The 26,151-nt window shown below is 36.6% G+C and carries 26 protein-coding genes and 1 riboswitch; of the genes, 10 read left to right on the top strand and 16 right to left on the bottom strand.

Translation table 11 applies throughout. From position 1 onward, the window contains the following. Positions 1 to 4: 4 nt before the first annotated feature. A complete protein-coding gene (gcvT, locus tag MTQ00_RS01770) occupies positions 5 to 1,081 on the top strand; it encodes a glycine cleavage system aminomethyltransferase GcvT (protein WP_273647487.1) in 1,077 nt (358 codons plus the stop codon). A 70-nt stretch (positions 1,082 to 1,151) separates the two neighbouring features. Here the strand turns inward: gcvT and MTQ00_RS01765 are convergent, their stop codons facing one another. The 4 genes from MTQ00_RS01765 to MTQ00_RS01750 all read right to left on the bottom strand — a co-directional run bounded on the left by MTQ00_RS01765 (position 1,152) and on the right by MTQ00_RS01750 (position 3,359). After that, the gene (locus tag MTQ00_RS01765; RefSeq protein WP_273647486.1) at positions 1,152 to 1,586 is read right to left on the bottom strand and encodes a hypothetical protein; all 435 of its coding nucleotides are present in this window, start codon (positions 1,584 to 1,586) and stop codon (positions 1,152 to 1,154) included. 90 nt (positions 1,587 to 1,676) lie between these two features. Continuing rightward, positions 1,677 to 1,862 (bottom strand): hypothetical protein, encoded by a 186-nt coding sequence (locus MTQ00_RS01760; protein ID WP_273647485.1) that lies wholly within the window; start codon positions 1,860 to 1,862, stop codon positions 1,677 to 1,679. Between the two features lie 151 nt (positions 1,863 to 2,013). Next, positions 2,014 to 2,718 carry a hypothetical protein gene (locus tag MTQ00_RS01755; RefSeq protein ID WP_273647484.1) on the bottom strand — a complete coding sequence of 235 codons (705 nt, stop codon included), beginning with the start codon at positions 2,716 to 2,718 and terminating at the stop codon, positions 2,014 to 2,016. 287 nt (positions 2,719 to 3,005) lie between these two features. Then, positions 3,006 to 3,359 (bottom strand): arsenate reductase family protein, encoded by a 354-nt coding sequence (locus MTQ00_RS01750; protein WP_273647483.1) that lies wholly within the window; start codon positions 3,357 to 3,359, stop codon positions 3,006 to 3,008. Positions 3,360 to 3,475: 116 nt separating this feature from the next. Between MTQ00_RS01750 and MTQ00_RS01745 the strand changes: the two genes are divergently transcribed. The 5 genes from MTQ00_RS01745 to MTQ00_RS01725 all read left to right on the top strand — a co-directional run bounded on the left by MTQ00_RS01745 (position 3,476) and on the right by MTQ00_RS01725 (position 8,237). Further along, a complete protein-coding gene (locus MTQ00_RS01745) occupies positions 3,476 to 3,943 on the top strand; it encodes an acyl-CoA thioesterase (RefSeq protein WP_172277690.1) in 468 nt (155 codons plus the stop codon). A gap of 74 nt (positions 3,944 to 4,017) precedes the next feature. Further along, positions 4,018 to 4,860, top strand: a complete 843-nt coding sequence (locus tag MTQ00_RS01740; RefSeq protein WP_273647482.1) for a GLPGLI family protein — start codon at positions 4,018 to 4,020, stop codon at positions 4,858 to 4,860. 13 nt (positions 4,861 to 4,873) lie between these two features. Then, a riboswitch (Fluoride riboswitch) is annotated at positions 4,874 to 4,941 on the top strand. 30 nt (positions 4,942 to 4,971) lie between these two features. Continuing rightward, positions 4,972 to 6,276: a voltage-gated chloride channel family protein gene (locus MTQ00_RS01735; RefSeq protein WP_273647481.1), complete on the top strand. Its 1,305-nt coding sequence runs from the start codon at positions 4,972 to 4,974 to the stop codon at positions 6,274 to 6,276. A gap of 60 nt (positions 6,277 to 6,336) precedes the next feature. Continuing rightward, a complete protein-coding gene (locus MTQ00_RS01730; protein ID WP_273647480.1) occupies positions 6,337 to 7,218 on the top strand; it encodes a LysR family transcriptional regulator in 882 nt (293 codons plus the stop codon). A gap of 62 nt (positions 7,219 to 7,280) precedes the next feature. Further along, positions 7,281 to 8,237 (top strand): YeiH family protein, encoded by a 957-nt coding sequence (locus tag MTQ00_RS01725; RefSeq protein ID WP_273647479.1) that lies wholly within the window; start codon positions 7,281 to 7,283, stop codon positions 8,235 to 8,237. A gap of 83 nt (positions 8,238 to 8,320) precedes the next feature. On the opposite strand, the gene MTQ00_RS01720 is transcribed toward MTQ00_RS01725, so the two are convergent. The 8 genes from MTQ00_RS01720 to MTQ00_RS01685 form a co-directional block, all read right to left on the bottom strand. Beyond that, entirely contained in the window at positions 8,321 to 8,515 is a 195-nt protein-coding gene (locus MTQ00_RS01720) for a hypothetical protein (protein ID WP_172277680.1), read from the bottom strand. Between the two features lie 168 nt (positions 8,516 to 8,683). Beyond that, positions 8,684 to 9,928 carry an MFS transporter gene (locus MTQ00_RS01715; protein ID WP_273647478.1) on the bottom strand — a complete coding sequence of 415 codons (1,245 nt, stop codon included), beginning with the start codon at positions 9,926 to 9,928 and terminating at the stop codon, positions 8,684 to 8,686. Between the two features lie 73 nt (positions 9,929 to 10,001). Next, a complete protein-coding gene (gene rny, locus MTQ00_RS01710) occupies positions 10,002 to 11,570 on the bottom strand; it encodes a ribonuclease Y (RefSeq protein WP_172277676.1) in 1,569 nt (522 codons plus the stop codon). A gap of 226 nt (positions 11,571 to 11,796) precedes the next feature. Next, a complete protein-coding gene (locus tag MTQ00_RS01705; RefSeq protein ID WP_172277674.1) occupies positions 11,797 to 12,084 on the bottom strand; it encodes a cell division protein ZapA in 288 nt (95 codons plus the stop codon). Continuing rightward, entirely contained in the window at positions 12,084 to 12,386 is a 303-nt protein-coding gene (locus MTQ00_RS01700; protein ID WP_172277672.1) for a hypothetical protein, read from the bottom strand. Before MTQ00_RS01700 ends, MTQ00_RS01705 begins: the two co-directional genes overlap by 1 nt. Positions 12,387 to 12,524: 138 nt before the next feature. Continuing rightward, the gene (gene porT / locus MTQ00_RS01695; RefSeq protein WP_172277670.1) at positions 12,525 to 13,307 is read right to left on the bottom strand and encodes a type IX secretion/gliding motility protein PorT/SprT; all 783 of its coding nucleotides are present in this window, start codon (positions 13,305 to 13,307) and stop codon (positions 12,525 to 12,527) included. Between the two features lie 3 nt (positions 13,308 to 13,310). Continuing rightward, on the bottom strand, positions 13,311 to 14,042 hold the full coding sequence (gene ubiE, locus MTQ00_RS01690) for a bifunctional demethylmenaquinone methyltransferase/2-methoxy-6-polyprenyl-1,4-benzoquinol methylase UbiE (protein WP_172277668.1): 732 nt from the start codon (positions 14,040 to 14,042) through the stop codon (positions 13,311 to 13,313). Continuing rightward, entirely contained in the window at positions 14,039 to 14,608 is a 570-nt protein-coding gene (locus tag MTQ00_RS01685; RefSeq protein ID WP_172277666.1) for a hypothetical protein, read from the bottom strand. Before MTQ00_RS01685 ends, ubiE begins: the two co-directional genes overlap by 4 nt. A 100-nt stretch (positions 14,609 to 14,708) precedes the next feature. Between MTQ00_RS01685 and MTQ00_RS01680 the strand changes: the two genes are divergently transcribed. Together MTQ00_RS01680 and MTQ00_RS01675 are read left to right on the top strand one after the other, a co-directional pair. Further along, positions 14,709 to 15,776, top strand: a complete 1,068-nt coding sequence (locus MTQ00_RS01680) for a 3-oxoacyl-ACP synthase III family protein (protein WP_172277664.1) — start codon at positions 14,709 to 14,711, stop codon at positions 15,774 to 15,776. 67 nt (positions 15,777 to 15,843) lie between these two features. After that, positions 15,844 to 17,049, top strand: coding sequence for a metallophosphoesterase (locus MTQ00_RS01675; RefSeq protein WP_273647477.1), 1,206 nt, complete (start codon positions 15,844 to 15,846; stop codon positions 17,047 to 17,049). A gap of 96 nt (positions 17,050 to 17,145) precedes the next feature. On the opposite strand, the gene MTQ00_RS01670 is transcribed toward MTQ00_RS01675, so the two are convergent. The 3 genes from MTQ00_RS01670 to MTQ00_RS01660 all read right to left on the bottom strand — a co-directional run bounded on the left by MTQ00_RS01670 (position 17,146) and on the right by MTQ00_RS01660 (position 21,901). After that, positions 17,146 to 17,898, bottom strand: coding sequence for a polysaccharide deacetylase family protein (locus MTQ00_RS01670; protein WP_273647476.1), 753 nt, complete (start codon positions 17,896 to 17,898; stop codon positions 17,146 to 17,148). An 84-nt stretch (positions 17,899 to 17,982) separates the two neighbouring features. Beyond that, positions 17,983 to 18,948 (bottom strand): NAD-dependent epimerase/dehydratase family protein, encoded by a 966-nt coding sequence (locus tag MTQ00_RS01665; protein ID WP_172277658.1) that lies wholly within the window; start codon positions 18,946 to 18,948, stop codon positions 17,983 to 17,985. Positions 18,949 to 19,054: 106 nt separating this feature from the next. Then, the gene (locus MTQ00_RS01660; protein WP_273647475.1) at positions 19,055 to 21,901 is read right to left on the bottom strand and encodes a TonB-dependent receptor plug domain-containing protein; all 2,847 of its coding nucleotides are present in this window, start codon (positions 21,899 to 21,901) and stop codon (positions 19,055 to 19,057) included. Positions 21,902 to 22,154: 253 nt separating this feature from the next. On the opposite strand from MTQ00_RS01660, the gene ggt reads away from it, so the two are divergent. Together ggt and MTQ00_RS01650 are read left to right on the top strand one after the other, a co-directional pair. Next, positions 22,155 to 23,843, top strand: a complete 1,689-nt coding sequence (ggt, locus tag MTQ00_RS01655) for a gamma-glutamyltransferase (RefSeq protein ID WP_273647474.1) — start codon at positions 22,155 to 22,157, stop codon at positions 23,841 to 23,843. A gap of 137 nt (positions 23,844 to 23,980) precedes the next feature. After that, positions 23,981 to 25,261 (top strand): dicarboxylate/amino acid:cation symporter, encoded by a 1,281-nt coding sequence (locus MTQ00_RS01650; protein WP_273647473.1) that lies wholly within the window; start codon positions 23,981 to 23,983, stop codon positions 25,259 to 25,261. Here the strand turns inward: MTQ00_RS01650 and MTQ00_RS01645 are convergent. Continuing rightward, positions 25,258 to 26,148, bottom strand: coding sequence for a diacylglycerol/lipid kinase family protein (locus MTQ00_RS01645; RefSeq protein WP_373428004.1), 891 nt, complete (start codon positions 26,146 to 26,148; stop codon positions 25,258 to 25,260). The two genes, MTQ00_RS01650 and MTQ00_RS01645, sit on opposite strands and share 4 nt — an antisense overlap. Positions 26,149 to 26,151: the final 3 nt, after the last annotated feature.

Here is a 26,151-nt window from a genome sequence, read left to right as displayed (position 1 = left end):
AAATATGAAGAAAACAGCCTTGTACGACAAACACGTTTCTTTAGGAGCGAAAATAGTACCTTTCGCAGGCTTCGAAATGCCTGTACAATATTCCGGAGTTACGGAAGAACATTTTGCAGTGAGAGAAAACGCGGGAATATTCGATGTTTCTCACATGGGACAATTTTTCATTGAGGGTCCTGGTTCTAAAGAGCTTTTGCAATTCGTTACGACAAATAATGTAAATGCACTGGAAAAAGGAAAAGCCCAATATTCTTGTCTTCCTAATGAGAATGGCGGTATCGTAGATGACCTTATCGTGTATCAGATGGATGATGAAAAATATTTTGTAGTAGTTAATGCTTCAAATATTGAAAAGGACTGGAATCATATTTCAAAATACAACACTTTCGGAGCTAAAATGACCAACGCTTCCGATGAAATGTCACTTTTGGCAATTCAGGGACCGAATGCAACAGCAATCCTTCAAAAGCTTACTGACGTTAACTTGTCTGAAATTCCTTACTATCACTTCACAGTAGGGGCTGTAGCAGGAGTAAACGATGTCATTATTTCAAATACGGGATATACTGGCAGCGGAGGATTTGAAATTTATTTTAAAAATGAAGATGCCGTAAAACTTTGGGATGAGATCATCAAAGCAGGAGAAACAGAGGGTATTATTCCTTGTGGACTTGCTGCCAGAGATACTTTGCGACTTGAAAAAGGATTCTGTCTTTACGGAAATGATATCGATGATACAACTTCTCCTATTGAAGCCGGTTTAGGATGGATCACAAAATTCGATAAAGATTTCCTTTCTAAAGAAACCTTTGCAAAACAAAAAGAAGAAGGAGTAATAAGAAAACTGGTTGCTTTTGAACTTCAGGACAAAGGGGTTCCTAGACATGATTATCCTGTAGTGGATGCGGAAGGAAATGTAATCGGAAAAGTAACTTCAGGAACGCAGTCTCCTATGAAAAAGATTGGTTTAGGATTGGCTTATGTTGCTAAACCTCATTTTAAATTAGGATCGGATATCTTCATCCAGGTAAGAAATAAAAATATCCCTGCAAAAGTTGTGAAGGCACCTTTTGTATAGAAAGGAATATTTTATTAAAATAAAAACCGTAGGAGTTCCTACGGTTTTATTTTTTTTATTGGGGTTTTTGTTATCGGTAAACCAAAATATCCTTGATGATCATACTTCCATACAATTTCTTTTCCGCATTGGTAAAGTAATATTTATTTCTTCTGCTATAAGCGTCAGCAGTTCTGTAAGAAAATCCTGTTTGCCAGATAATGAGCATTTTGGTTTCATTTAAAATCGGATAATTGATATCATAAAACCGAAACAAAGACCGCTCAACAATGGTACTATCTCTTATATCTGGGGTGTTCCAAACAGTTCGTGGATATATTCTGGTCATTTTGCTCAATAAATAAGAAAAGGGTTTTCCTCTATATTCGAATTTCTTAAGTTCAAAATTTGTTTTAAGATAATGTAAAGTATCCAGTTCTTTGGTATTCTTTTTATCTAAATCAATCTTATGCTGAGCATGAAGATGACAAAAGACGCAACTTAACAGAACGAAAATATATTTCATGATACAAAGGTAAAACAGAATGCAAATATTGTTAAAATAATTTGCTTTTCCACAATAAAAAAGACTGTGTAGGATACAGTCTCTTTTAGTTTAATAGCAGATACAGCATAATTTCCGATCCGGGGTACATACATCACCCATTCCCGGATTATTGGAAACTACTCCACCGGCACCACCGCATAAAAAATTGCAATTTACAACAGGTCCGATTCCTCCATTGATTTCTCTAAGGTCTCCCCTGTTTAGGCTTTTGATTTTGTGAACATTTTTTAACATAATAATATTTTTGGTATCATCAAATATAGAATTTTTCCGACATATAGAAACGATATCTGAAGAAAAATAAATCACATAAATACCTGAAGTAAAATCACATAGAACAAAACCACGCCTTAATTTTGGCTATATTAAACCAATCACTCAACATTTATCTTTTAATTGACAAGCGATGTGCTGATGTCTCGTCCATACCACCAGCCAAAACACTAAGAACTTTATTCCATACATTCTTTTTCTCAGACAGGGATTGATTTAATTCATCGTAAGCCTCCGCATATTGTCTTTCATAATTTTGATCTTCCGAATCCGGGTAACTCCATGGAATATATTTCAGGATATCTAATGTTAAAGCATCAATTTCATCCGGTTCAAGGTTTTCCATGAGGGTTAGTTTTAATTTATAAGATTCAGATGTGGAAAGAATCCGGTTCAGATTCTTTGAAATAATCTCCCAGATGCTGTCCCATTTTTGAAGGTTTTCTGCTGTAAAAATACTGTTTCCTACATTTTGCATTTCTATCAGAATGTTAATTACAACATCTTTATAATGGTTGTAAGCTTGTCTTATTTCAAGCAGGTTGGAGCGGTCCTTATTTATGAATTTGTCTTCGATACTCCTAAGTATTCCAAGCAATACAATGATATTTTCAAGTAGCTTAGCTTTTTCGTTCAGCCATAAATTGATAATGATGCAATCATTAAACAAAACAATAAGTTCTCCAGCTTCATCAATCTTTTTTATGATGCCATCATTGCCCTCCACAATCTCCTTGTGGGTAAGGGTAATATCAGTGCTTAATTTTCTTAGGTTCTGGACAGCTTTTATTACAGGATTAAAATCTTTTTCCATCATAATTTGTTTTATTTTTTGTGTTTATAAATTATAGATGAAAAATTTCACAGATCCTGTTTAGGGAATTTGGGAATTAAGAGAATCAGGGAGTTTTTTCATCACCAGCTAACATACAAAAAAATCTAAAAATCATTTTTTTATCAAATTCTACTGAAAAGCAAATATCCGGTAAACAATACCGGATATTCAAAATCGTACATGTATTTAATTGAGTGAAATATTTCGAATCAGAAAAATAATCCTTTACAAATCGAAGTTTTAAATTTGTATGATCTTATTTTCAGAAATTAATCGGCACCAAAGAACTTTTTTAAATTCTCAATATTGTTTTTGTCATTTCCCACAAAAATTTCCTTATCCGTTACGAAAACAGGTCGCTTCAAAAAGGTATAATGATCCAGTAATAAATTTTTAAAATCCTTTTCTTTTAATGATTTTACATCCAGTCCCCGTAATTTGATCTGTGTAGACTTTTTGCTAAACAATGCTTCATACGATTGAGTCCTTTTGTACATCTCAGCAAGCTCTTCTTCTGTAACCGGCTCTTTCTTAATTTCTCGGAGTTCCCAGTCTGTAAGATCAAACTGTGCCAATATCTTTCTGCAGGTATCGCAGGTATTCAGGTGGAATACTTTTTTCATCTCTATTATGATTTTTATGATCCTAAAAAAGCTTATGATAAGCTTTAACCCTTCAAAATTATGATTTAATTCAGGATTTTGAAAATTATTAAATATCTTTATTCAAATTTTATACAATGCAGAACAAGCCAATTACGTTTCAGTTTATCTCGGAACCATCGGATGTTAATTATGGAGGAAATGTTCACGGGGGAAGCGTGATGAAATGGATAGACCAGGCCGGCTATGCCTGTGCGACTACCTGGAGCGGAAATTATTCTGTAACGGTTTACGTAGGGGGAATTCGTTTTTATGAACCCATTAAAATCGGGGAAATTGTGAAGGTTGAAGCTCAGGTTATTTATACCGGAACCTCCAGCATGCACATTTCGATCAATGTATTTTCGAGAAACCTCAAGCAACCTAATTTTGACAAGAAGACACATTGCATCATTGTTTTTGTGGCCGTGGATGAAAATGGCAAAAAGCTGCCTGTTCCTAAATGGGTTCCTGAGACTGAAGAAGAAAAGCAGCAGGAGCAGTATGCAAAAAGACTTATGGAATTAAGGACCCAGATTGAGGATGAAATGAAGCCTTTTTTATAAGAAAGGCAGCAATTCATTAATCATAAAGAGATGAGCAACAATTTATAGTTAAGGAATAGAAATTTATAGATATCATGAAAATTATTTTTACATTATCTGCCCTGTTAATTATTACTTTTGTTCAGTCCCAGACCCATAGGTTCATTTATGAGCTCAAATATAAAATGGACTCCACGGAATCCGGTTATGAAAAGCTGAATATGATCCTGGATATCACCCCAAAAGAAGTTAAGTTCTACGGACAAAACCTAATGGCTACGGATTCTTTAAATAAAAAGTTCGGAATGAACTCCAGCTATACGGATATGTCCGGACAGGTTGTAAAAAGAAAAGTCAACTCCTTTGATCACGAAAATTTCATTAACATAAAAGCAGGATATTATTCATTCAGGACTACGGACAAAATCAACTGGATGATCTCTGATGAAGTGAAAAAAGTAGAACATTACACTTTGCAAAAAGCAACTGCCGATTTTGGAGGAAGAAGCTGGACTGCATGGTTTTGTAAGGATATTCCATTTAATGAAGGACCTTTTAAATTTCGTGGTCTGCCGGGTTTAATTTTTGAATTATCCGATTCAAATAAAAATTTCATCTATCATCTTCTAAAAAGCGAAACATTAACCGGAACACCATCCACTGAAGATTTTCTGGAGTCTAATTTTGGCAACAAAGCGGTCCCTATCAATGAAAAGCAAAAGCAAAAATTATTGCTGGAATTTTATAATGACCCTTTTGCTTTTGAAAGAAATACCATCAGCAAAACGGCAACTGATCTTAATATCAATATCAACGGAAAAGAAATCCGCAATGTAGATGAGCTGAATACACAAACCAAAAGCATGCAGGAGGTAATAAGAAAGTATAATAATCCTATTGAGATTGATAAAGCAATGCATTATAAGATTAATAAATAATATTTATCTTTGTAGTTCAAAAGGAAATGGTGTTCTTCCTTACCCAACCGCTTTACGTAAGCTGATGACGCCTGATTAATAGATTATCAACCAAAATTAATCAGGATTATTATGTCTAAAAATCCCCGAACAGTAAGTAAAAAAATAGTATTTCATTCAAGATTTTTCTTTAGAAAATTCCCTGCTCTCCCATATATTGTAAAATGGCTTTGCATCAGCTCGATCATCGGGATTCTGGTCGGAAGTGCCTCAGCCGGGTTTTTGCAGTCCCTTGAATGGGCTACCCGTTTCAGAGAGAACCATATCTGGTTGATTTCGCTTCTTCCGGTGGCCGGTTTTTTAATAGGCCTGCTATATCATTACTATGGAAAGGACGTCGAAGCCGGTAATAATTTACTGATCGATACCATTCATGATCCTCAGGAAACCATTCCTTTTAAAATGGCTCCTTTTGTATATCTGGGTACTATAGTTACTCATTTTTTTGGAGGTTCTGCAGGCCGGGAAGGAACAGCAATACAAATGGCAGGAGCAATTTCAGACCAGATCAGTAAACCATTCAGACTGGATAAAACCGAAAGGAAAATTTTAATTATTGCTGCCATAGCTGCTGGTTTCGGTTCTGTTTTTGGAACACCGCTAGCCGGAGCGGTATTCGGTCTTGAAGTTTTTCTCATTGGAAGGATCCGTTATAATGCCATTTTTCCTGCATTTGCGTCTGCTATTATTGCAAACTGGGCAACCGATCTGTGGAATGTAAAACATACCCATTATCATATTGATTTCGTCCCAAAACCTGAGTTTTTACCTATTCTTTACAGTATTCTGGCCGGTATTGCTTTTGGTCTGTGTGCAGCAGCATTCAGTAAAATGATACATTGGGCAGGAAGAATATTCAAATCTAAAATCACGTTTCCCCCATTCCGGCCTATTGTGGGTGGTGGTATTGTTGCTATTGCTGTATTTACAATGGGAACGACACGGTATATCGGTCTGGGGATCCCCACAATTGTGGAATCATTCGAAAATCAGCTGCCTTTTTATGATTTTGCCTTAAAAATGATTTTTACGATCATAACATTATCCGCAGGATTCAAAGGCGGTGAAGTAACTCCGTTATTTTTTATCGGAGCAACATTGGGAAGTGCTTTATCCCTGTTTATCCCTCTTCCTTTCGGGCTTTTGGCAGGAATGGGTTTTGTGGCAGTTTTTGCGGGAGCAACCAATACTCCCCTTGCGTGTATGCTTATGGGGATTGAGCTTTTTGGAGCTGAATCCGGAATTTATGTTGCCATAGCTTGTGTTGTTTCTTATTTGTTATCGGGCAGAAACAGCATTTACACACGGCAAAGAATCGGACAAGCTAAACATCGCAGATACGAGAGCGACCAGGATAAAAGTTTTTCAGATCTCTGAATTTTAAAGGTATTCTTACATACAATTTAACTAAGTTTGTGTCTTAATTGTTTTTACAGCATGTTTGACTACAGACTTAAAGTTTTTCATACGGTTGCTTCAAGACTGAGCTTTACAAAAGCTTCTGAGGAGTTGAATATCTCGCAACCGGCGGTCACCAAACATATCAAGGAAATAGAAAGCCAGCTTAACACCAGGCTGTTTAACAGGAAAGGTACATCTATCCAGCTTACTGGTAGTGGAGTCATACTTTACAAATATGCAGAAAAAATCCGCAATATGTACAGGGATCTGGAGTTTGAAATTTATCAGCTGAATTCTGAACACAGGGGAAAACTGATTATTGGAGCAAGTACTACCGTTGCACAATATATTCTTCCTGAGATCCTCGCAAAATTTCATTCGTATTACCGGGATATTAAGATTGAACTGCTTACTTACAATACAGAAGCTATATCAACATTATTAAAAGAGGGTAAAATTGACTTGGGAATCATTGAAGGCGAATCCCAATCTTCTTATTTTGATTATAAAATTTTTAAACCCGATGAAATTGTACTTGTTGCAAAATCGGACCACCCTCTTATGAACAAGACACTGCAATTGAAAGACTTATACAATACAGACCTGATCTTCCGGGAGCAAGGTTCGGGAACACAGGAATTTATCCAGAGTCGGTTAAAAGAAAAAGGCATTGATCTAGAAAATCTCAATATTGTTATGCAATTGGGAAGCAGCGAAAGTATAAAAAACTACCTCCTTCATTCCGAATGTCTAGCATTTCTTTCCGTAAGCACTGTCTTAAATGAGCTGAAAAATAATACTCTGACGATTATTGATATTAAAAATTTCAGTATTGAACGAAACTTCCATTATATCCTTCCGAAAGGAGAGCAATCTGCCCTTATTCAACTTTTCTTAAAATTTATAAATTATAACTAAAAGTTATAAAGTATAACAAAATACAATTTACATTGTAATAATTAATTGTAGAATTTTGAAGAATGAATTCAAGAATCTATAATATGAATCGTTTTATCCACAACGAAAAAATAAAGAAAATCATTTTCCTTACATTAGCAGTCATTACGCTTACACCGTGGATTTCATCTCCCATCGCTCTTGCTTTAGGATTTCTACTCGCTGTCCTTTTAGGAAATCCTTTTGAGAAATATCTCCATCGGTATATTCACTTACTGCTTCAGATATCCATTGTAGGGTTGGGTTTCGGATTAAAACTTAACGAAGCTTTACAGGCTGGTAAAACGGGTTTTATATTAACCGTTGTGAGCATTGCAACAGTAATGATCCTGGGGTATTTTTTAGGTAAAATATGTAAGCTGGAAAAAAAATTGTCATATCTGGTTTCTGTTGGTACCGCTATCTGTGGAGGCAGTGCCATAGCGGCTACCTCTCCCATCATTAAACCCAGCACCAAACAGATTTCTCTTGCTCTTGCAATCATTTTTACTTTAAACTCCATTGCATTATTTGTTTACCCTGTTATTGGTCATGCATTACACCTTTCCCAGGAACAATTCGGGTTATGGTGTGCGATCGGTATTCATGATACCAGTTCCGTTGTTGGAGCTGCAGGCAAGTTTGGGGATGAAGCATTAAAAACAGCCACTACTGTGAAGCTTGCCCGTGCTTTATGGATTATTCCGGTTTCTCTTATTACCATGTTGATCTTTAAAAATAAAGAATCGAAGATTAAAATTCCGTGGTTTATCGGATATTTTGTTTTTGCAATCTTATTAAATACCTATATACCCTTGTTTGCTCATTTCAGCGAGATCATTACCACAGTTTCAAAATCAGGATTAAACTTAACTTTATTTCTTATTGGATCCACCCTTTCTCTGCAAACCTTAAAAACAATTGGTTTTAAGCCACTGACTGTAGCTGTCATCCTATGGATTTCTATAAGTACGGGAACATTGTTGTATATTATCCATTAAAAAGACAAAAGCCCTTTGGATCCCCAAAAGGCTTTTGCGTATTAAATGTGGAAATGTTTATTTCTAACTGAAATAATTCATAATTAAATTGCCGACTGATCACAAGTATATACCTGTGGGCAAGCAATGTACTGAATGCAGTATTTAGGACCAGTTACAGAACCTGAACAGCTGCATCCGCATAGAGATAAATCAGGATTCACGTTTACACCCCCTACGATGTTTTTAAGTTCTCCTTTGTTTAATTTCTTAGCGTTTTTAAAAATGTTGTTTACCATGTGATTTGATTTTGAGATTGAACAATATAGTTTAATGATTTCAAATTTAAACAAATAATTAATATTCAAAGCATAGTTTACGAAAAAAATTCATAATTTATTAATATAAAAACAGTTATTAATTTTTTAAAGCAAAAAATACTTTTACAATTTATTAAACACCTGCTGTTATTCTGTAAATTCAAGGTCTTTGTTATGAGTTTCGGAGATCGTAATTGATGAATAAAATGCCAGTCCGAAAACGATTACTCCAACAATAGCGGCACTTATGATAACAGTAAAATTATGCTTAAGTAAGTCAAAAGCCAGAATCATTACAGGCACCAATCCCCTTACCATATTAGGAACAGTAGTCGTTGCCGTATTCCTGATATTGGTCCCGAACTGTTCGGCAGCCAGGGTAACGAACATGGCCCAATATCCTGTTCCCAGCCCTAGCCATACACAGAAAATGTAATATTTGGTTTCGGTATTGGTATTACCGAAAAGCATAACTGCAACACCTACCAGCGTAAATGCCAGCATATAAAAAATAGCCATTTTCCTGGATTTTAAAAGATGCGAAATAAATCCACTCATCAAATCCCCGATAGATATTCCAACGTATCCCCACATAATAGCTTTTCCGGGATTGATCTCCTTAATGCCCATTTCCGGAGCAAACTGATTGGCTAACACAGCAAGAATACCTATACAATACCAGGTTGGAAGTCCGACAGCTATACATTTCATATACCTGATGAAACGATCTTTATTGGTAAAAAGGGAAAGAAAATTGCCTTTTGAAACATTCGTCTGATGCTCAATATTCTTATAAATTCCCGATTCTGAAACGCTTATCCTTAAAAATAGCAGCATAATCCCCAGAACACCTCCGATAATGTAAGAAATATTCCAGCTTCCGGCGAGTTCAACAGTTAGCTGAGCCACTACCGCACCCATTAATCCAAAACCTGCCACTACAGATGTCCCTATTGCCCGTAAACTTTTTGGGAGGCTTTCAGAAACAAGGGTTATTCCGGCTCCAAGCTCTCCGGCTAACCCAATACCTGCTATAAACCTTAAACCCGCATATTGGTACACCAAATGCTCTTTAGGAAAGTAAGGAAGGAATCCACAGGCTATGTTTGCGAGGGAATATACAAGAATAGAACCGAATAATACGGATAGCCGGCCTTTTTTATCTCCAAAAATACCCCAGAAAACCCCACCAATCAATAAGCCGGTCATCTGGCAATTCAAAATGAAGGTACCATCCACATCAGGATTGAGGCCTAAAGCTTTTAAACTCGGAATCCTTACAATACCGAATAAAAGAAGGTCATAAATATCTACGAAATAACCGAGAGCAGAAATAATTACCGGAATGGAGAAAATGTACTTCAGCTTTGAAGACATGGATAGTTCTTGCATTTTTAAATTTTGATAAAAATAAAAAACCTTTCAATTTCTTGAAAGGTTTTTACAGAATATCTTTGTTAAATTATTATCTCGCAATATTCACAGCTCTCGTCTCTCTGATTACTGTTACTTTTACCTGTCCGGGATATGTTAATTCGTTCTGGATCTTTTCAGAGATATCGTAAGACAACTGAGAAGCAATTTCGTCATTCACTTTTCCGCTTTCTACCATTACTCTCAACTCTCTACCTGCCTGAATCGCGTAAGCACTTGATACTCCATCAAAGCTTAATGCTGCCGATTCAAGATCTTTCAGTCTCTGAATATAAGACTCCAATACCTGACGTCTTGCCCCCGGTCTTGCTCCGGAAATAGCATCGGCAACCTGGATAATTGGAGACAACAGGGAAGTCATTTCAACTTCGTCGTGGTGAGCTCCAATAGCATTGATTACCTCAGGATTTTCTCCATATTTCTCAGCCCATTGCATACCTAACAATGCGTGAGGAAGTTCAGATTCCTGTTCAGGAACCTTACCGATATCATGTAAAAGACCTGCTCTTTTTGCCAGTTTCACATTTAATCCAAGTTCAGCAGCCATGGTTGCAGCAATATTGGCTACTTCTCTGGAGTGCTGTAATAAGTTTTGTCCGTAAGAAGAACGGTATTTCATTCTACCTACGATCTTAATCAATTCAGGGTGTAATCCGTGAATTCCTAAATCTATGATGGTTCTTTTACCAACCTCAATGATTTCTTCTTCGATTTGTTTTCTCGTTTTTTCAACAACTTCTTCAATTCTTGCAGGGTGGATTCTTCCATCTGTAACCAATCTGTGAAGTGATAATCTTGCAATCTCTCTTCTTACAGGGTCAAAACATGAAAGAAGAATAGCTTCCGGGGTATCATCTACGATAATCTCTACTCCTGTTACCGCTTCCAGTGCACGGATATTTCTACCCTCTCTACCAATAATTCTACCTTTTACTTCATCAGATTCGATATTGAAAACCGATACTGAGTTTTCGATAGCCTGCTCTGTCCCGATTCTTTGAATCGTTTGAATTACGATTTTTCTGGCTTCACTCTTGGCATTAAGCTGGGCTTCTTCCATGATGCTCTGAACATGCGCCTGAGCTCTGGTTTTAGCTTCTGCTTTCATGGATTCTACCAATTCAGCTTTTGCTTCTTCTGCCGTATAGTTAGATATCTTTTCAAGAATTTCAACTTTTTTAGAAGTCACAGAATCCAATTCCTGTTGTTTTCTTTCTAAAATTTCGTTCTTCTTTGCATAATCTGCAATCTGCTTATCCAGATCCTTTTCAAGCTTTCCGGTCTTACTAAGCTCATCATTCAGCTTATGTTCCTTATCTTTTGTTCTTTTCTCAATCTCCTGTATTTTCTTTTCACGGGCCTGGATATCGGCATCGTGCTGAGATTTTAATTCAAGGAATTTCTCTTTAGCTTGAAGGTTCTTTTCTTTTTTTATGGATTCGGCTTGTACGTTAGCTTTTTCTATAAGGTTTTCAGCATTTTTCTTTGCATCATCTATAATAAATTTTGCCTTGGCATTGAGTGAGCTCTTAGAGAAAAGAATCCCTATAACCGCACCAACTACCAAGCAAATAACGCCGACTATAATGGCTGTTGTCATATATATTGAGTTTTAATTGTCTTTAATCATTTAAATAAAAAAAGCCTACAATAATCTAGTGATATAGAGTAAACTCCTAATCAACACGATTTGAACTGATTTCCACTGTCTGTAATCCGGAGAACCGGCACGCCATTCGATGGACATTTGTTCGGTAATTGTTTAGCGTTGAGTTTACCTTTAATGTGTTAGAACTATTGTAGGCAGTTGTTTCAGGAAAAAAAATCTATTTCCCAATTTCATTCAACGTCTGATTAATCTTTACTAATCTTTCGTTGGTTGAATTTATGTTTTTTTCGTAGTTAAGTGATACTACTTCAGCATTGGTTCCTAATTTAAGGGCACACATGGCCAAAGCATCCTGTTTATCTCTTACATCGAAGTTTTGTTCAAAATCTTTAATCATACTTTCAATCTGCTTCCCTACTTTACGCAAAGTCTCTTCCTCTGCGGCCGGTACGTTCAGCGGATACACTCTTCCTGCAATGTTGATGGTTATTCTCCTTACCTCCATTATAATCCACTGTTTTGAAGCTGAGCAATACAGAAATCAATTTCCTTTACTAATCGATTGATATGGTTTTTCATTAATCTATTATGTTCGGGATTTCCTGATATTGCTGAATAAAGTTTTATCTTTTTTTGTTCTTCTGCTAATACCTGACTTTTTTTTCTTTCCTCATCATATTTCTTCTTCAATTCTTCATGCTCTGTATTCAATTCCGTAAATTTCTCAGTAAGATTCTGATAGTTTTTATGTAAATTCAAAATCTTTTTTTCCAGCTCTGAAAAATTATTCTCTAAATCTTGAAGCATTCCAGGTTTTATATATTCTAACTGTTAGCAAAAATATAAAAATATTGACATTAACAAAAATAAAAGTCTCTATATTTTGATATGATGAACAAAAAAGGAGATGCTTTCGCATCTCCTTTTTATATTTTAAGTCTTTTCTTATTCAAATTTCAATACAAACATGATGGCTCTTGTCTGTAAAGTAGACATTGCAGCTGCCCAGTAAGGAGGAGTGTTTGCGTTATCCGCAACAACTTCGTTGTTCATAATGAACGTACCTCTGATGGCCGGAGTCAGTTTAAACTTATTGAAGTAAAACTGGATTCCCATCTCCGCAGACCACGCAAAGTTATGTGTAGTGGATCTGAAAACCTGCTGAAGGTTATCATCAGTGGAAGTAGAGTTGGATTGAAGATTCACGATATAATTTACCCCTGCAGCGACATATGGTCTGGAATTGTACCATCTCTGTCCGTGAAGCTCAAGCATGACCGGAATATCTACCAATGTTGATTTTACCTGTCTTACTTTATCTTTTTCCGTTAAAGGAAATGGAGTAAAAGGAGCATTTGTTAAAGTACCAGCCGCATACTGGTCATTAGACTGCGTGTTGAAAGTAAGTTCCCTTTGAGCAAATTGCAAGCCTGGTTCTGCTCTTAAATCTAAATAGTCATTCAATCTCCATTTACCGATTAATCCGGCTCCGAAGCTTGTACTGCTCTTAGATGTAACAAGATTTTGATTCCCATTCATACCATATCTTGGGTTTAATACGATACGGTAGTCCAGTATATTGCCATTCAGATAAAAACCCCAACTGAAGACTTGTTGATCAAATTCCTCCAACTTATCCATTCTGTTTCGGGTTCTAAATTGCGCATCTGCAAAGATTGCAATATTTACTGAGGCTAACACCAGTGCTTTTAATAAAAATTTATTCATAGGTTACTTTGTTGCTTTATAAATTGTGGCTATACCTAAACTTAGTTTTTTATATTCTACTTTCTTAAATCCTGTATCTAAAAGAATTTGTCTCATCTTCTCCCCGTAAGGAAAAGCATTTACAGAATCCGGAAGGTATGTGTATGCCCTATTATCTTTAGAAACCAATTTCCCTATCGCAGGTAATATGTTTTTAAAATAAAACATATAAAATGGCCCCAAGAACCCCTCAACCTTTGAAAACTCAAGTATAAAAACACTTTTGTTATCTTTTACTACTCTTCTTAACTCTGCTAAACCTTTTGTAAGGTTTTCAAAATTCCTCACTCCAAATGCAACGGAAACAGAGTCGAATCTATTGTCCTCGAAGGGTAAATTTTCTGCATCCCCCTTCTGCATGGAAATTTTGCCGTCTAATTTAAGTTTTTTTATTTTAATAACGCCAACATTTAACATTTGTTGCGATAAATCCAAACCAACTACTTTTGCATTGGTTCCTTTTTCAATTGTAATGGCCAGATCCCCCGTTCCTGTAGCCACATCCAGCACTTCCTGAGGGTTGTCATTTTTCATCCATTTGACCAATTTATTTCTCCATATGATATCAATCTTCATTGATAAAACACGGTTTAAAAGATCATACTTGGGTGCAATATTGTCGAACATATCCTCTACCTGGCTTTTTTTTGTAGCATCAGAATTGTAGGGAGTTACTTGGTTGATATCTTTTGTCAAAACTTGTAATATTCTTTATAGTAATTAAGGTAATCTTGCTTTCTGAAAATCTTTGAACGGGATTCTACTTTGTCAATATTTTTAATGATCTTATCATAATCCTCATCTACATTATAATAAAAATCATCAGTAAACAGTTTATTGAAATGCTTCGCTCCGCCCAGATATTCTTTTCCGTCTATTACGGTTTTATTAAGCTCCAAAAGTAATGAATCTTTTTTAAGATTGTATCCATAATATTGGCGGTTAATATAATAATCCTGGTGAGCGATGTTCAATAACCCGCGAATTTTATTTACCTCAAAGGCAGAATCGTAAAGTATTTTTTTATTCTGATCGAAAACTTTAATAGAATTTTTTCCTTTATTCAAATCAACCTTCACCGACTGTCCTGCTGAAATAATTCCTTCAGAACCGTTATTAATTCTATAGTAATAGGTATTGGGAGTGGGGTTGTCTACTAAGTAATAATTTTTCTTAGCTAAAAAAAGGAAATAAATCCCAAAGGCAATGATAAACGCCACAACAGCAATAAGTAAGCCTTTTAAGGATGGATTATTTTTCATAGACTGTAAAGTACAATTTTTGCAAATTTAATAATATTTTTAATTCTTTCTTATTAAGATTAATTATTAACTTTGCGTTTTTAAAAAATCATTTAAACGAATGCCGAATACGATCATTATTGGTTCTGGATCTTACCTTCCTAAAAGGATTATCGGGAGAGACTTTTTTCTAGGTTCAGAATTCTATACAGAAGACGGGGTAAAGATTGACAAGCCTACTGAAGAAACGATTGCCAAGTTTGTAGAAATTACAGAAATAGAAAACAGAAGATTCATTGACGAAGATCTTTCAAACTCACAAATAGGTTACGAAGCTGCAAAGCTAGCCATTGCAGATGCTAAAATTGACGGTGAAGAACTGGATTATATTATTTATGCCAGTAATTTTGGAGAAGTTACTGTAAACGGATACGCTGATTTCATGCCTACAATGGCTGCCAGAGTAAAGAATAAACTGGGTATTACGAACAGAAAATGTGTAACCTATGACATGCTTTTCGGATGTCCGGGATGGGTGGAAGCAATGATCTTAGCAGATAATCTGATCAAAGCCAAAGCAGCAAAAACCATTTTAGTAATCGGTGCGGAAACTTTAAGCCGTGTTACAGATCCACACGACCGAAACAGAATGATTTTTGCAGACGGAGCCGGAGCTGTAGTAGTAAGAGCTACAGATGAGGAAAATGTAGGAATTATTGCACACAATACAATTTGCGATAATGGAATTGAATTGAACTACCTTGCCAACGGACCTTCGATCAATAAAGACTCTGATCAAACCCGCTTATTTGTAAGAATGCAGGGTAGAAAGATCTATGAATACGCATTAAAAAATGTTCCGGCAGCCATCAAAGAAACTATTGATGACGCTGGGCTTTCTATTGAGGATATCGACAAAATATTAATCCACCAGGCTAATGCAAAAATGGATTACGCTATGATCGAAAGACTTCACAAGCTTTATGATGTAAAAGATTATGATCATACTATCTCTCCAATGACCATTCAGGAGTTTGGAAATTCGTCTGTAGCAACCATTCCTACCATGTATGATTTAATAATTAAAGGAAAAATGGCTGGTCATTCGTTTAAAGAAAAAGGTAACGTTGTTATGACTTCGGTAGGTGCCGGAATGAACATCAATGCTATCGTTTATAAATTTCCTTAAGAATAAATAATTTAAAAATATTAAAAGCACAAAGGGAAATTTTCTTTTGTGCTTTTTTAATCTGATTATGCAAAAAAATTTTTTAATTATTGCCGCCATATTTCTGTTTTTGGAAATATACATTTATCAGGCGATAAGGACATTGGCGGATAATTCCTGGGTGAAAATCGGTTACTGTGTTTTATCATTAGCTATTTACGGGCTTTTCGCCTATGAGCTTGCCCATTTTCAGAAAGCAGACCGAAGTTCTGTAAGAATTCAATGGATGATGTCCCTCTTTCTCATTTTCATCCTTCCCAAAATTTTCATTGTTCTGTTTTTATTGATCGATGATATTTTCAGGACCGGTACCTATATCCTTGGATTCCGAAACCCTGCAGAAAACTTTTTCCCGGAGAGAAGAAAGTTTTTAAGCTTAATGGGACTCGGTCTGGGAGGTGTACTTTCGGCACTTTTTATTGATGGAATTACATTTGGTAAGTACAGGCATAAAGTGAGAAAGGTTAAAGTAAAAATTGCTAATCTTCCTAAAAACTTCAAAGGTTATAAGGTCATACAGATCTCCGATGTCCACAGCGGAAGTTTCGCCGATCCAAGTAAATTAGAGCACGCCATTGAGCTGATTAATGAGCAAAAACCTGATCTGGTCTTATTTACTGGAGACATGGTCAATAATGTTTCTGAAGAGTTCAAACCATTTATACCCTTATTTTCAAAAATAACAGCCAAGGATGGCAAATTTGCAGTACTGGGAAACCATGATTACGGTGATTATGTTACCTGGACCTCTCTGGATGCCAAGAAAAAGAACCTGGAAACGCTTATTGACTATGAAAAACAGGCCGGATTTGACATGCTGAGAAATGAACACAGAATTATCGAAAAAGATGGTGAAAAGCTTTATATTCTGGGTGTAGAAAACTGGGGACTTAAACCGTTCCCTCAATTCGGAGATCTTGATAAGGCGATTGCAGGAGTGCCGGAATCAGCCGCAAAAATATTAATGAGCCACGACCCTACTCACTTTGATTCCATTGTAAAACAACACCCCGGAAATGTCCAGTTGACGTTATCAGGCCATACCCACGGAATGCAGTTCGGTCTTGATCTTAAAAACATCAAATGGTCACCAGTCCAATACCGTTATCCAAAATGGGCGGATATCTATGAGAGCGAAGGTAAATTCCTGTATGTAAACAGAGGGTTCGGAGTGCTTGGATATCCAGGGAGGGTTGGAGTTTTACCTGAAATCACACTTTTTGAGTTGAGTTAGAAGTTAGAAGTTAGAAGACAAAATTAGATCTTAGGTATCATTTCAATAAACTACTTAAGACATTTTTCAATTCGTGTGTTACTGTAAACTTTCTTATTAAAAAATATAATCTTTCATACGGGAAGTAGCCATTTCTTTCTCGTTGATCCAGGTAAGGAGGGCATTTAATTTGTCCTCCATTTTTTTTCCTGATGAAAAGCTTCTGTAAAAAGGAATATCAAAGGGATACGTCTTAAAATCCGTAAACTGCCAGGAATTAAGATAGATCAAAACAAATTCATCATTCTTTAATGTTTCAAAAACCATATTCTGGTAATATTTCATAGGCAATATCTGAAATACAAAATCATTGTAGGGTAATTGACTGTACGGCGAAATACTTTCCGGAACAATACTTAACCCATCTTCTTCTGTAATCTCAGTATCCCTTTTCAGCCTTTTGAACGGAAAAAGAATATTGGCATTATCGATATTGGAAACATAATTAAACTCAAGTAATTTCAAATTCTCCTGCGGAAGTTTTACATCTTTCTGGCGAATTCCCCGTATCTGTTTTCCAAAACATTCTTCTATATTTTTCTTAACTGCTTCGATTTCCTGAAGGGAAGAATTTTTATTATAAAAAGCAATTTCATGCCCACGGGTTGAAATTGCTTTTATAAGATGATGAAGTTTTTCAACGATGGAGACCTCAATAAAAAATGTGGCTTTCGTATCGTGAATATCCAAAATTCTGAGAATAGCTTTTGTATTATCAACTGTTATTTTTAAACGGTCATCGCCTGTAATCTGAGCATTAGTTTTAGTCTTTGCTTCAATATCAAGGATGTTAAAAGTTAATAATATCATTTAAACTTAATTTTATATAAATTTTATAATACATTAAAAATGAGACGTTAAAAACATTTTTAATTAAAGCTATACTTTAATTAGCTAATTTTTACCTAATTTTACTTTAAGATTCTTGATCATGTCTTTTGTCATTTCAGAAATTCCAAAATCATACGTCAGTCCCCAATCTTTTTTGGCGATTGAATCATCAATTGAAGCCGGCCATGAATCTGCAATTTCCTGTCTGAAATCAGGTTTATAATCGATCTCAAAATCCGGAATTTCTTTCTTGATTTCTTCTGCCAATTCTTTTGGAGTAAATGACATTCCACCTAAATTATAAGAAGAACGAACCGTTAAACTTTCTTTTGGAGCCTCCATTAATTTCAATGTCGCATTGATAGCATCATCCATATACAACATAGGCATCCCTGTATTTTCAGAAATAAAACTCGTATACTTCCCCTCCTCTATCGCTTCGTAAAAAATCTCTACCGCATAATCCGTAGTTCCTCCTCCTGCCGGAGTCTTCCATGAAATCAACCCCGGATAACGGATACTTCTCACATCCACTCCGTGTTTGTCAAAGTAATACTCACACCATTTTTCACCTGCCATTTTAGAAATACCATAAACGGTAGTAGGATTCAGGACTACATCCTGCTCAACATTTTCTTTTGGAATTCCTTTTCCGAATACTGCAATTGAACTTGGCCAAAAGATCTTTTTAAGCAATCCTTCTCTTGCCATTTCACAAAAATGAAGGAGAGGCTCCAGGTTTAGCTTCCATGCAAAAATAGGCTGCTTTTCTGAGGTTCCGGACAATAAAGAAGCTAAGTGATAGACAGTCGTGATATCATAATCTTTAATGATTTGTCTCACAAGCTGGGTGTTGGTAACATCCATTCTCTCATAATAGCCGGCTGATGTAATTCCCTTCTGCCATCTGTCGAGGCCTGAGGCTACAACATTTTCCGCTCCGTGGATCTCAACAAGTCTGTTGGTAAGTTCAGTTCCGATTTGCCCTAAAGCACCGGTAATCAGTATTTTTTCCGTATAGGATTCCATTTTTATTTCTTTTAGGTTTTGAATTTTACAAAAGTAAAAAAATCATGCTTATCATAATAAAAAAAGGTGCGTAAAAACACACCTTCAGAACATTGTCAGAAGTTCTCTAAAAACTAAAATTCAGCCTTGTAAAAAGAAATCTTCCATTCATCCCAAACTGCGAGACATTTCTGGAATATACAAACTGATTTTGATTAGAGAGATCAATTGTAGCGGGTGTATAAACAATATTTCCTGCAGCATCCACAGTAGGCCTCTGCACCGGCGTTGGCCCATAATTTTTATCAGGATAGATATCGAACAGGTTATTGGCACCAATCGTCAGGATAAAGCTCTTATTGAATTTAAAACCAACGGAAAGATCGGTTATTACCTTAGCACCCCAAACCGGATGTTCATTTTCAACAACACTGCCATTGATTATTTCATAGCCAATTTTACCATCTCCATTAACATCCATTGTATTAGGATCGGTCACCTTTCCAAAATATACATTTCTTAGTAAAACATTAAATCTACCAATCTCCAGGCCGTTATTAAGAGATGCTTTAAACCTCGGAACGGCTTCTTCTACATAGATGCGACTGGTCTCGGAATAATAACGATTGATCTGCCCTGCATTAATTAAAACATCAGAGCCGTGGATATTCCCTACCCTATTTGTTTTGGAAATAGTGACAGCCAGATCGGAATTTAGTGAAATGTTTGATGAGAATTTAGCACGGTGGGAAATAACACCCTCCAATCCTTTTGTCTGAGTATCAATAGCATTGGCGAAAAAAGTTGCCGCATTGGCATTAGCCTTATCAAACTCCCTTTGAAGGTTAAACAAAGGACTTCCGCCTGGATACGTCCCGCTTGGCCTCAAAAACTGGTCCGTTAAAACAACTCTGTTTTTAATTTTAATATAATATCCATCCACCGTAAATGTAAGGTTCGCATTAGGTATTTTAGCAGTAAAGCCGGCGGAATAGCTTACAGATTCCTCCTGTTTCAATTGTGGAATTCCTAAATTTTTTGCTATTTCAGAATCATTAGAGAATGTACCAACTTCATATGCTATACCACCCACAAATTGTGTAGATGTTGCGTTATAGTAAATCTGCTGCAAAGAAGGTGCACGAAATCCTGTAGAATGCGCAGCCCTAAGGTTAATCTGATTCGTTAGCTTATATCTCGTAGCAATTTTGTAGTTAAATGTAGATCCAAAGTCAGAATAATTCTCATATCTCACAGCACCGCTTATCAGCCATTTATCCGTAACATCAAGCTCAGTATCTATATAGCCCGCGACGGAACTTCTTCCCTTATTTAAGCTATTCGCTGGTCTGAATCCCGGAAATACCTGAGCTCCACCTGGTCTCACCGCACCAAAAAAATCAGTCGGTTTAAGATTAGCAGGTGTTGAAACATCCTGAACATTGCCATTAATATCATAGAGTGCCCAGGAATCCTGTTCTCCACTTTGAATTTTATACCTCTCAAATCTGGCCTCTCCCCCAAATGCAATATTAAACCCCTGAAGCCAGTCAACTTTTGTATCAAAATCCGCATTAACGGTATTCTGTGAAAAATTGAGTCCTCCAGCTTTAAATTCTGTTTTACTCGGATAAAGCATAGAAGCATTCGCCGTATTTTTAATGGTATAATCGAAAGTATTCCGACCGTATGTGTTGCTTATATCATAATTAATATTTCCTATTTTACCTTTAAGACCTGTTGCCAGGGAAAGATCTATAACATCAGAAGCGATTTCAGGCAGGAAACCATTGGGATAAATAGAAGTAGAAGCCCTACTCTCATAAGGCCTGCGGAAAAAACCTCCCGCATTGCCACTTCTATAGGAAATCCCCCCAAAAGCATATCCTTTTACGGAAGAAGCAAGATCAAATTCAGAATTCATGAAAAATTGCCCCGATGTCAACCTGGACTGTCCTACTCTCATATTAAAATCGTTTCTCGCAAGCCCTCTGTATGCCATTTCATTTTCTGAAACATCAGTTTTTAAAAGTGTTTGAAGCTGAGAAATACTATTGGCATTCTGAATCTCAGTTTGAAAAGCGGGACTAAAATAATTTACATTTTGAGCATATTGATGAATATAATCAATAATCTGTTGGGAATTGGGAGTGTTCCCGATATTTCCGAAAAGGGAGGAAATATTGACACCGTTCTCCAGCGCCCTTTGTTCGATAGCATTATAGGCATTAAAAATCTGCCCGGTAGCAGCATTGGCTCTTCGTGTCTCTTCCCGCTTCATTAAACTTGCCGTAAAATTGATGAATCCATTCTTTCCTATAGCTGTACCATAATTAAGGTCTAATTGATATTTACCTCCATCCCAGCCTCCGCTGTGGTCATTGGATCCTTTGGAATTAAATCCCCCTGCTGTAATTGCCGAAGTAAATGCATTGGTATTCTTCTTCATGATAACATTAATCACCCCCGCAATAGCATCGGAACCATATTGTGCAGAAGCTCCATCTCTCAAGACTTCCAGACGTTCTATAGCAAATGCAGGCAATGCATTCAGATCGGTTCCCACAGAACCTCTTCCGGGAGAACCATTTACATTAACCAGCGAAGAGGTATGTCTTCTTTTACCATTAAGCAAAACCAATACCTGGTCGGGACCCAACCCTCTCAACTGAGCCGGATCAATATGATCCGTACCGTCTGCAACTGTGGTTGAATTTGAGGTAAACGAAGGAGCTGCATAATTCAGAATCTGGTTGAGATCCATCTGCGGAGTGATAACAGACTGTGAGCTGATATTGATAACATCTACAGGTACAGGCGTATCCGTTGCTACTCTTGCTTTGTTTCTGGACCCTAAGGTAATTTTGATTTCTTCTATATTCTTCGTTTTTGTAGAATCGGTTTGTGCATGGGCATAAACGGAAACAAAAAATAATGCAGCGAGAGAAGCTGCCTTCTGGTAATTTTTGATCATACGGTTGTTTTTTTTCCAAAAGTAATGAATTATCTTTTAAAAACAATTTAAACGCAAACAAAAACCAGTTTTATTAAATTATAATTATTTAAAACGAATAAAAATTAAACAAAACAAACATCATATGTCGTTTTAATAAAAATAACACAATGTATAATTAATCCTTCAGCTGATCAATTATACATATAGACCTGAAAAAGAAATATTTCATTTAAAAATATATAATTTTGCTATCAATAAAAAGCAAAATGGTATGAAGAACCTATTATTCGCCGCCGTGTTTTTAAGCACAAACCTGTACTGGAGTCAGTATACAGATTTTAATATCGTAAAAGAAGTTAAGGTAAAAAACAAAGGAGTTGTTGTTTCTGCCCATCCGCTAGCAAGTGAAGCAGGAGCAAAAATCATGAAGCAAGGAGGAAATGCTTATGATGCTGTCATAGCCACTCAATATGCATTAGCCGTGGTTTATCCTCAGGCAGGAAATATAGGCGGTGGCGGATTTTTAGTGGGTGTAAAAAATAATGGTGAAAAATTTACGATCGATTATAGAGAAACAGCTCCAAGGAATGCATCGAGAGATATGTACGTCGACAAAACAGGAAAAGCCAGTACAGACCTTTCGCAGAACGGCAGATTAGCTGTAGGAATCCCTGGTAGTATTGCAGGCTTTTTTGCTACCCTAAAATATTGCAACCTTCCCATGGAAAAAATTATTCAGCCAGCCATAGATCTCGCTGAGAAAGGGTTTGCTATTACAGAAAAAGAAGCTGATATGCTTAACACCCACAAGGTAAATTTCCAAAAACACAATCAATCACCAATTCCTTTTGTAAAAGACACCCCGTGGAAAGCGGGTGATATTTTGGTTCAGAAAGAATTGGCTGAGACTTTAAAACTTATTCAGAAACAAGGAGCAAAAGGATTTTATGAAGGTAAAACCGCAGCCCTTATTGTTTCTGAAATGAAAAGAGGAAACGGAATTATCACTTCTGAAGATTTAAAAAACTATAAGGTTGCCCAGAGAAAAGCTCTTGAATTTGATTACAAAGGAAATAATGTTGTTTCCATGCCCTTACCGTCCAGTGGTGGAGTTCTTTTAGCCCAGATGCTGAGAATGGCAAGTTTTGAAAATTTAGAAAAATATCAGCTGAATTCTACTCCTGCCGTACAGATCATGGTAGAAGCCGAAAGAAGAGCCTATGCTGACCGTGCAGAATATATGGGGGATCCGGATTTTATAGGAGATAAGACCTCTTATCTTATCTCTGATGATTATTTGAAAAAGAGATGGAAAAGCTTTAGTTTTTCTAAGGCCACGCCTAGCTCTGAGATTGGAAAGATCATAAAGCAACCTAAAGAATCAACACAAACGACCCACATTTCAGTAATTGATAAGGATGGAAATGCTGCATCTGTAACCACTACCCTTAACGGGTATTACGGAAGTAAAGTGGTTGTGTCCGGAGCAGGATTCTTTTTAAATAATGAGATGGATGACTTTTCTATCAAACCGGGAGTTCCGAATATGTTTGGGGCTGTAGGCGGGGAAGCCAATTCTATTCAACCGAATAAGAGGATGCTCTCATCCATGACTCCTACCATACTCTTAAAAAACGGAAAACCTTTTATGGTAGTAGGAACACCGGGCGGAACAACAATTCCGACATCAGTATATCAATCCATCGTAGATGTTGTTGATTTTAAATTGAACGCCAATATTTCCGTAAACGCACCTAAATTCCATCACCAATGGCTTCCAGAAACCGTATCTGTGGAAAACAATTTTCCGGAATCAACAATTTCTGAATTAAAGGCTAAAAATTATGTTATCGAAAAAGTAAAACAGATCGGAAAAACAGAAATGATCGTTATTGATGAGAATGGAAACATACATGCAGTAGCGGACGGACGTGGTGACGACTCTGTCGCAACAGAATAACTTCTGGTTACCTATTTGTAATTTTCAACTAAATATTTAAAGGACGAAAAAAGGAAAAGATCATTTTTTCATGACATCTATCATGATTCCTGATATTTTTTCTTACTTTTCGTCCTTTAAATTAAAAAACACCCCCATTGAAAGCAAAAAAAATCTATCAGCAGCTCTATTTTCAGGTAATCATCGCCATCATTGCAGGTATACTTCTGGGAAGGTTCTATCCCGAACTGGGAGAGAAAATGAAGCCTTTAGGCGATGGCTTTATCAAACTTGTAAAAATGATTATTGCTCCGGTAATTTTTATTACGCTTACATTAGGAATTGCCCATATGACCGACCTGAAAAAGGTAGGGAGAATTGCAGTAAAGGCAATGATCTATTTCTTTACTTTTTCAACATTAGCTTTAATCATCGGACTAATCGTCGGTAACATCCTTCAACCCGGCACAGGCTTGAATATTGATCCGGCCTCGCTTTCTGGAGATATTTCCCAGTATCAGCAAAAAGCCCACGAATCCACACTTACGGGTTTTATGATGAATATTATTCCTGAAACCCTTTTCAGTCCCCTGGTCGGTGAAAATATTCTTCAGGTCTTATTGGTCGCTATTTTAATGGGAGTTGCACTTGTATTGACAAAAGAAAAAAGCCAAAGGATAACCAACTTTCTGCAGGATCTTTCAACACCTGTTTTTAAAATCGTGCATATGCTTATGAAACTTGCTCCCATCGGAGCTTTCGGGGCAATGGCTTTTACCATCGGAAAATATGGTCTTCATTCAGTTCTCAATCTTCTGTTCCTGGTAGGGACATTTTATATCACCTCATTACTATTTGTTGTTTTGGTACTGGGTGCTGTTGCCTGGTATAATGGTTTCAGCATTTTTAAGCTGATGTTTTATCTTAAAGAGGAGCTTCTTTTAGTTCTGGGAACCAGCTCTTCAGAATCCGCATTACCGGGAATTATGGAAAAGCTTGAAAAAGCAGGATGCTCCAAAGCTATCGTAGGATTGGTGGTTCCCACCGGCTATTCTTTCAACCTCGATGGCACTAATATTTACATGACACTGGCTTCATTGTTCATAGCACAAGCCCTGAATATTCATCTGCCACTGGAAAAACAATTAATGCTACTCCTTGTCGCTATGCTAAGTTCTAAAGGTGCAGCGGGCGTAACAGGAGCCGGATTTGTAACTTTAGCAGCTACATTGGCTGTAGTTCCGGAGATTCCGATCGCAGGAATGACACTGATCCTGGGAATCGATAAATTCATGAGCGAGTGCCGGGCATTGACCAACGTTATAGGAAATTCCGTAGCCACTGTAGTGGTTGCAAATTGGGAAAAACAACTGGATAAAGAACAGCTCCATTACTCCCTGAACCATCCACAAGAAGTAGAAAAGAAGTTAGAGGCTTAAATTAGAATCGTCAGACTGGCAGGAAGCACCTTAATATGGATCGGGGATTTTATTTTATTAAATTCACCGTCCAGGTGCCAGTTTTTGGTATTGACACTGAACTCGATTTCTGAAACCGGAAGATAGGTCACATAATCATCATCTTTCAGTTTTTTGGTAAACATCCTGTATGCAAATAATGCAGAATAGGTTAATGGAAATTTCTTAACCAAAACCATATCTACCAATCCGTCACTTTTACTCGCGTGCGGAGCAATATATGCATTATTTCCAAACTGACGGGTATTAGCAATATTCAGCATCAGATATCTGCCGTTATATTGCTGGTAAGCTTCATCAACAAATTTAACCTTAATGGGTTTATAATTAAAAAAGGTTTTAAGGGAAACCTTGATGTAATTTTTGAAACCCCTGTCCGTCTTTTCAAATTCTTTTACCACCTTGCCATCAAATCCTGTTCCTGAAACATTGATGGAAAGTCTTTCATTTACGGTAAAAGTGTCAATTTTTCTGGATTTTTTCGCCTTTAGCTTATCCAGTAGCTCATCTAGATTTTTGCTGAATTGGGTTTCGTTCGAGAATCCGTTTCCTGAACCTGCCGGAAAAATAGCTAAAATTTTAGGTGTATTAATCAACTTCCTTGCTACTGTAGAAATAGTGCCATCCCCTCCTATTGCAACAAAAATTTCTATTTCATTGAAGTGCTCTTCAATAAAATCATCTGTTCCCTGAATGGATTCTGAAATATAGTAAAGGGGATTTTCCACCTTTTTTTTCAACTCATTGAGAAATGGCTGATAATTCCTTTTGGCAGAAAACGGGTTGATGATAAAAGCTACTTTTTCCATTACAGCAAAAATAAAAAATGCTTCCTGATTTGGAAGCATTAT

The organism is Chryseobacterium sp. B21-037, from assembly GCF_028570785.1.
Lineage (GTDB): Bacteria > Bacteroidota > Bacteroidia > Flavobacteriales > Weeksellaceae > Chryseobacterium > Chryseobacterium proteolyticum.
Note: the sequence above shows the minus strand (reverse complement) of the source record. Positions and strands in the feature narration are given on the sequence as shown.

Excerpts from the sequence above, each read along its gene's own strand:
- gcvT (WP_273647487.1), top strand. The coding sequence starts at position 5 with ATGAAGAAAACAGCCTTGTACGACAAACACGTTTCTTTAGGAGCGAAA.
- MTQ00_RS01765 (WP_273647486.1), bottom strand. The coding sequence starts at position 1,586 with ATGAAATATATTTTCGTTCTGTTAAGTTGCGTCTTTTGTCATCTTCAT.
- MTQ00_RS01760 (WP_273647485.1), bottom strand. The coding sequence starts at position 1,862 with ATGTTAAAAAATGTTCACAAAATCAAAAGCCTAAACAGGGGAGACCTT.
- MTQ00_RS01755 (WP_273647484.1), bottom strand. The coding sequence starts at position 2,718 with ATGATGGAAAAAGATTTTAATCCTGTAATAAAAGCTGTCCAGAACCTA.
- MTQ00_RS01750 (WP_273647483.1), bottom strand. The coding sequence starts at position 3,359 with ATGAAAAAAGTATTCCACCTGAATACCTGCGATACCTGCAGAAAGATA.
- MTQ00_RS01745 (WP_172277690.1), top strand. The coding sequence starts at position 3,476 with ATGCAGAACAAGCCAATTACGTTTCAGTTTATCTCGGAACCATCGGAT.
- MTQ00_RS01740 (WP_273647482.1), top strand. The coding sequence starts at position 4,018 with ATGAAAATTATTTTTACATTATCTGCCCTGTTAATTATTACTTTTGTT.
- MTQ00_RS01735 (WP_273647481.1), top strand. The coding sequence starts at position 4,972 with ATGTCTAAAAATCCCCGAACAGTAAGTAAAAAAATAGTATTTCATTCA.
- MTQ00_RS01730 (WP_273647480.1), top strand. The coding sequence starts at position 6,337 with ATGTTTGACTACAGACTTAAAGTTTTTCATACGGTTGCTTCAAGACTG.
- MTQ00_RS01725 (WP_273647479.1), top strand. The coding sequence starts at position 7,281 with ATGAATTCAAGAATCTATAATATGAATCGTTTTATCCACAACGAAAAA.
- MTQ00_RS01720 (WP_172277680.1), bottom strand. The coding sequence starts at position 8,515 with ATGGTAAACAACATTTTTAAAAACGCTAAGAAATTAAACAAAGGAGAA.
- MTQ00_RS01715 (WP_273647478.1), bottom strand. The coding sequence starts at position 9,928 with ATGCAAGAACTATCCATGTCTTCAAAGCTGAAGTACATTTTCTCCATT.
- rny (WP_172277676.1), bottom strand. The coding sequence starts at position 11,570 with ATGACAACAGCCATTATAGTCGGCGTTATTTGCTTGGTAGTTGGTGCG.
- MTQ00_RS01705 (WP_172277674.1), bottom strand. The coding sequence starts at position 12,084 with ATGGAGGTAAGGAGAATAACCATCAACATTGCAGGAAGAGTGTATCCG.
- MTQ00_RS01700 (WP_172277672.1), bottom strand. The coding sequence starts at position 12,386 with ATGCTTCAAGATTTAGAGAATAATTTTTCAGAGCTGGAAAAAAAGATT.
- porT (WP_172277670.1), bottom strand. The coding sequence starts at position 13,307 with ATGAATAAATTTTTATTAAAAGCACTGGTGTTAGCCTCAGTAAATATT.
- MTQ00_RS01685 (WP_172277666.1), bottom strand. The coding sequence starts at position 14,608 with ATGAAAAATAATCCATCCTTAAAAGGCTTACTTATTGCTGTTGTGGCG.
- MTQ00_RS01680 (WP_172277664.1), top strand. The coding sequence starts at position 14,709 with ATGCCGAATACGATCATTATTGGTTCTGGATCTTACCTTCCTAAAAGG.
- MTQ00_RS01675 (WP_273647477.1), top strand. The coding sequence starts at position 15,844 with ATGCAAAAAAATTTTTTAATTATTGCCGCCATATTTCTGTTTTTGGAA.
- MTQ00_RS01670 (WP_273647476.1), bottom strand. The coding sequence starts at position 17,898 with ATGATATTATTAACTTTTAACATCCTTGATATTGAAGCAAAGACTAAA.
- MTQ00_RS01665 (WP_172277658.1), bottom strand. The coding sequence starts at position 18,948 with ATGGAATCCTATACGGAAAAAATACTGATTACCGGTGCTTTAGGGCAA.
- MTQ00_RS01660 (WP_273647475.1), bottom strand. The coding sequence starts at position 21,901 with ATGATCAAAAATTACCAGAAGGCAGCTTCTCTCGCTGCATTATTTTTT.
- ggt (WP_273647474.1), top strand. The coding sequence starts at position 22,155 with ATGAAGAACCTATTATTCGCCGCCGTGTTTTTAAGCACAAACCTGTAC.
- MTQ00_RS01645 (WP_373428004.1), bottom strand. The coding sequence starts at position 26,148 with ATGCTTCCAAATCAGGAAGCATTTTTTATTTTTGCTGTAATGGAAAAA.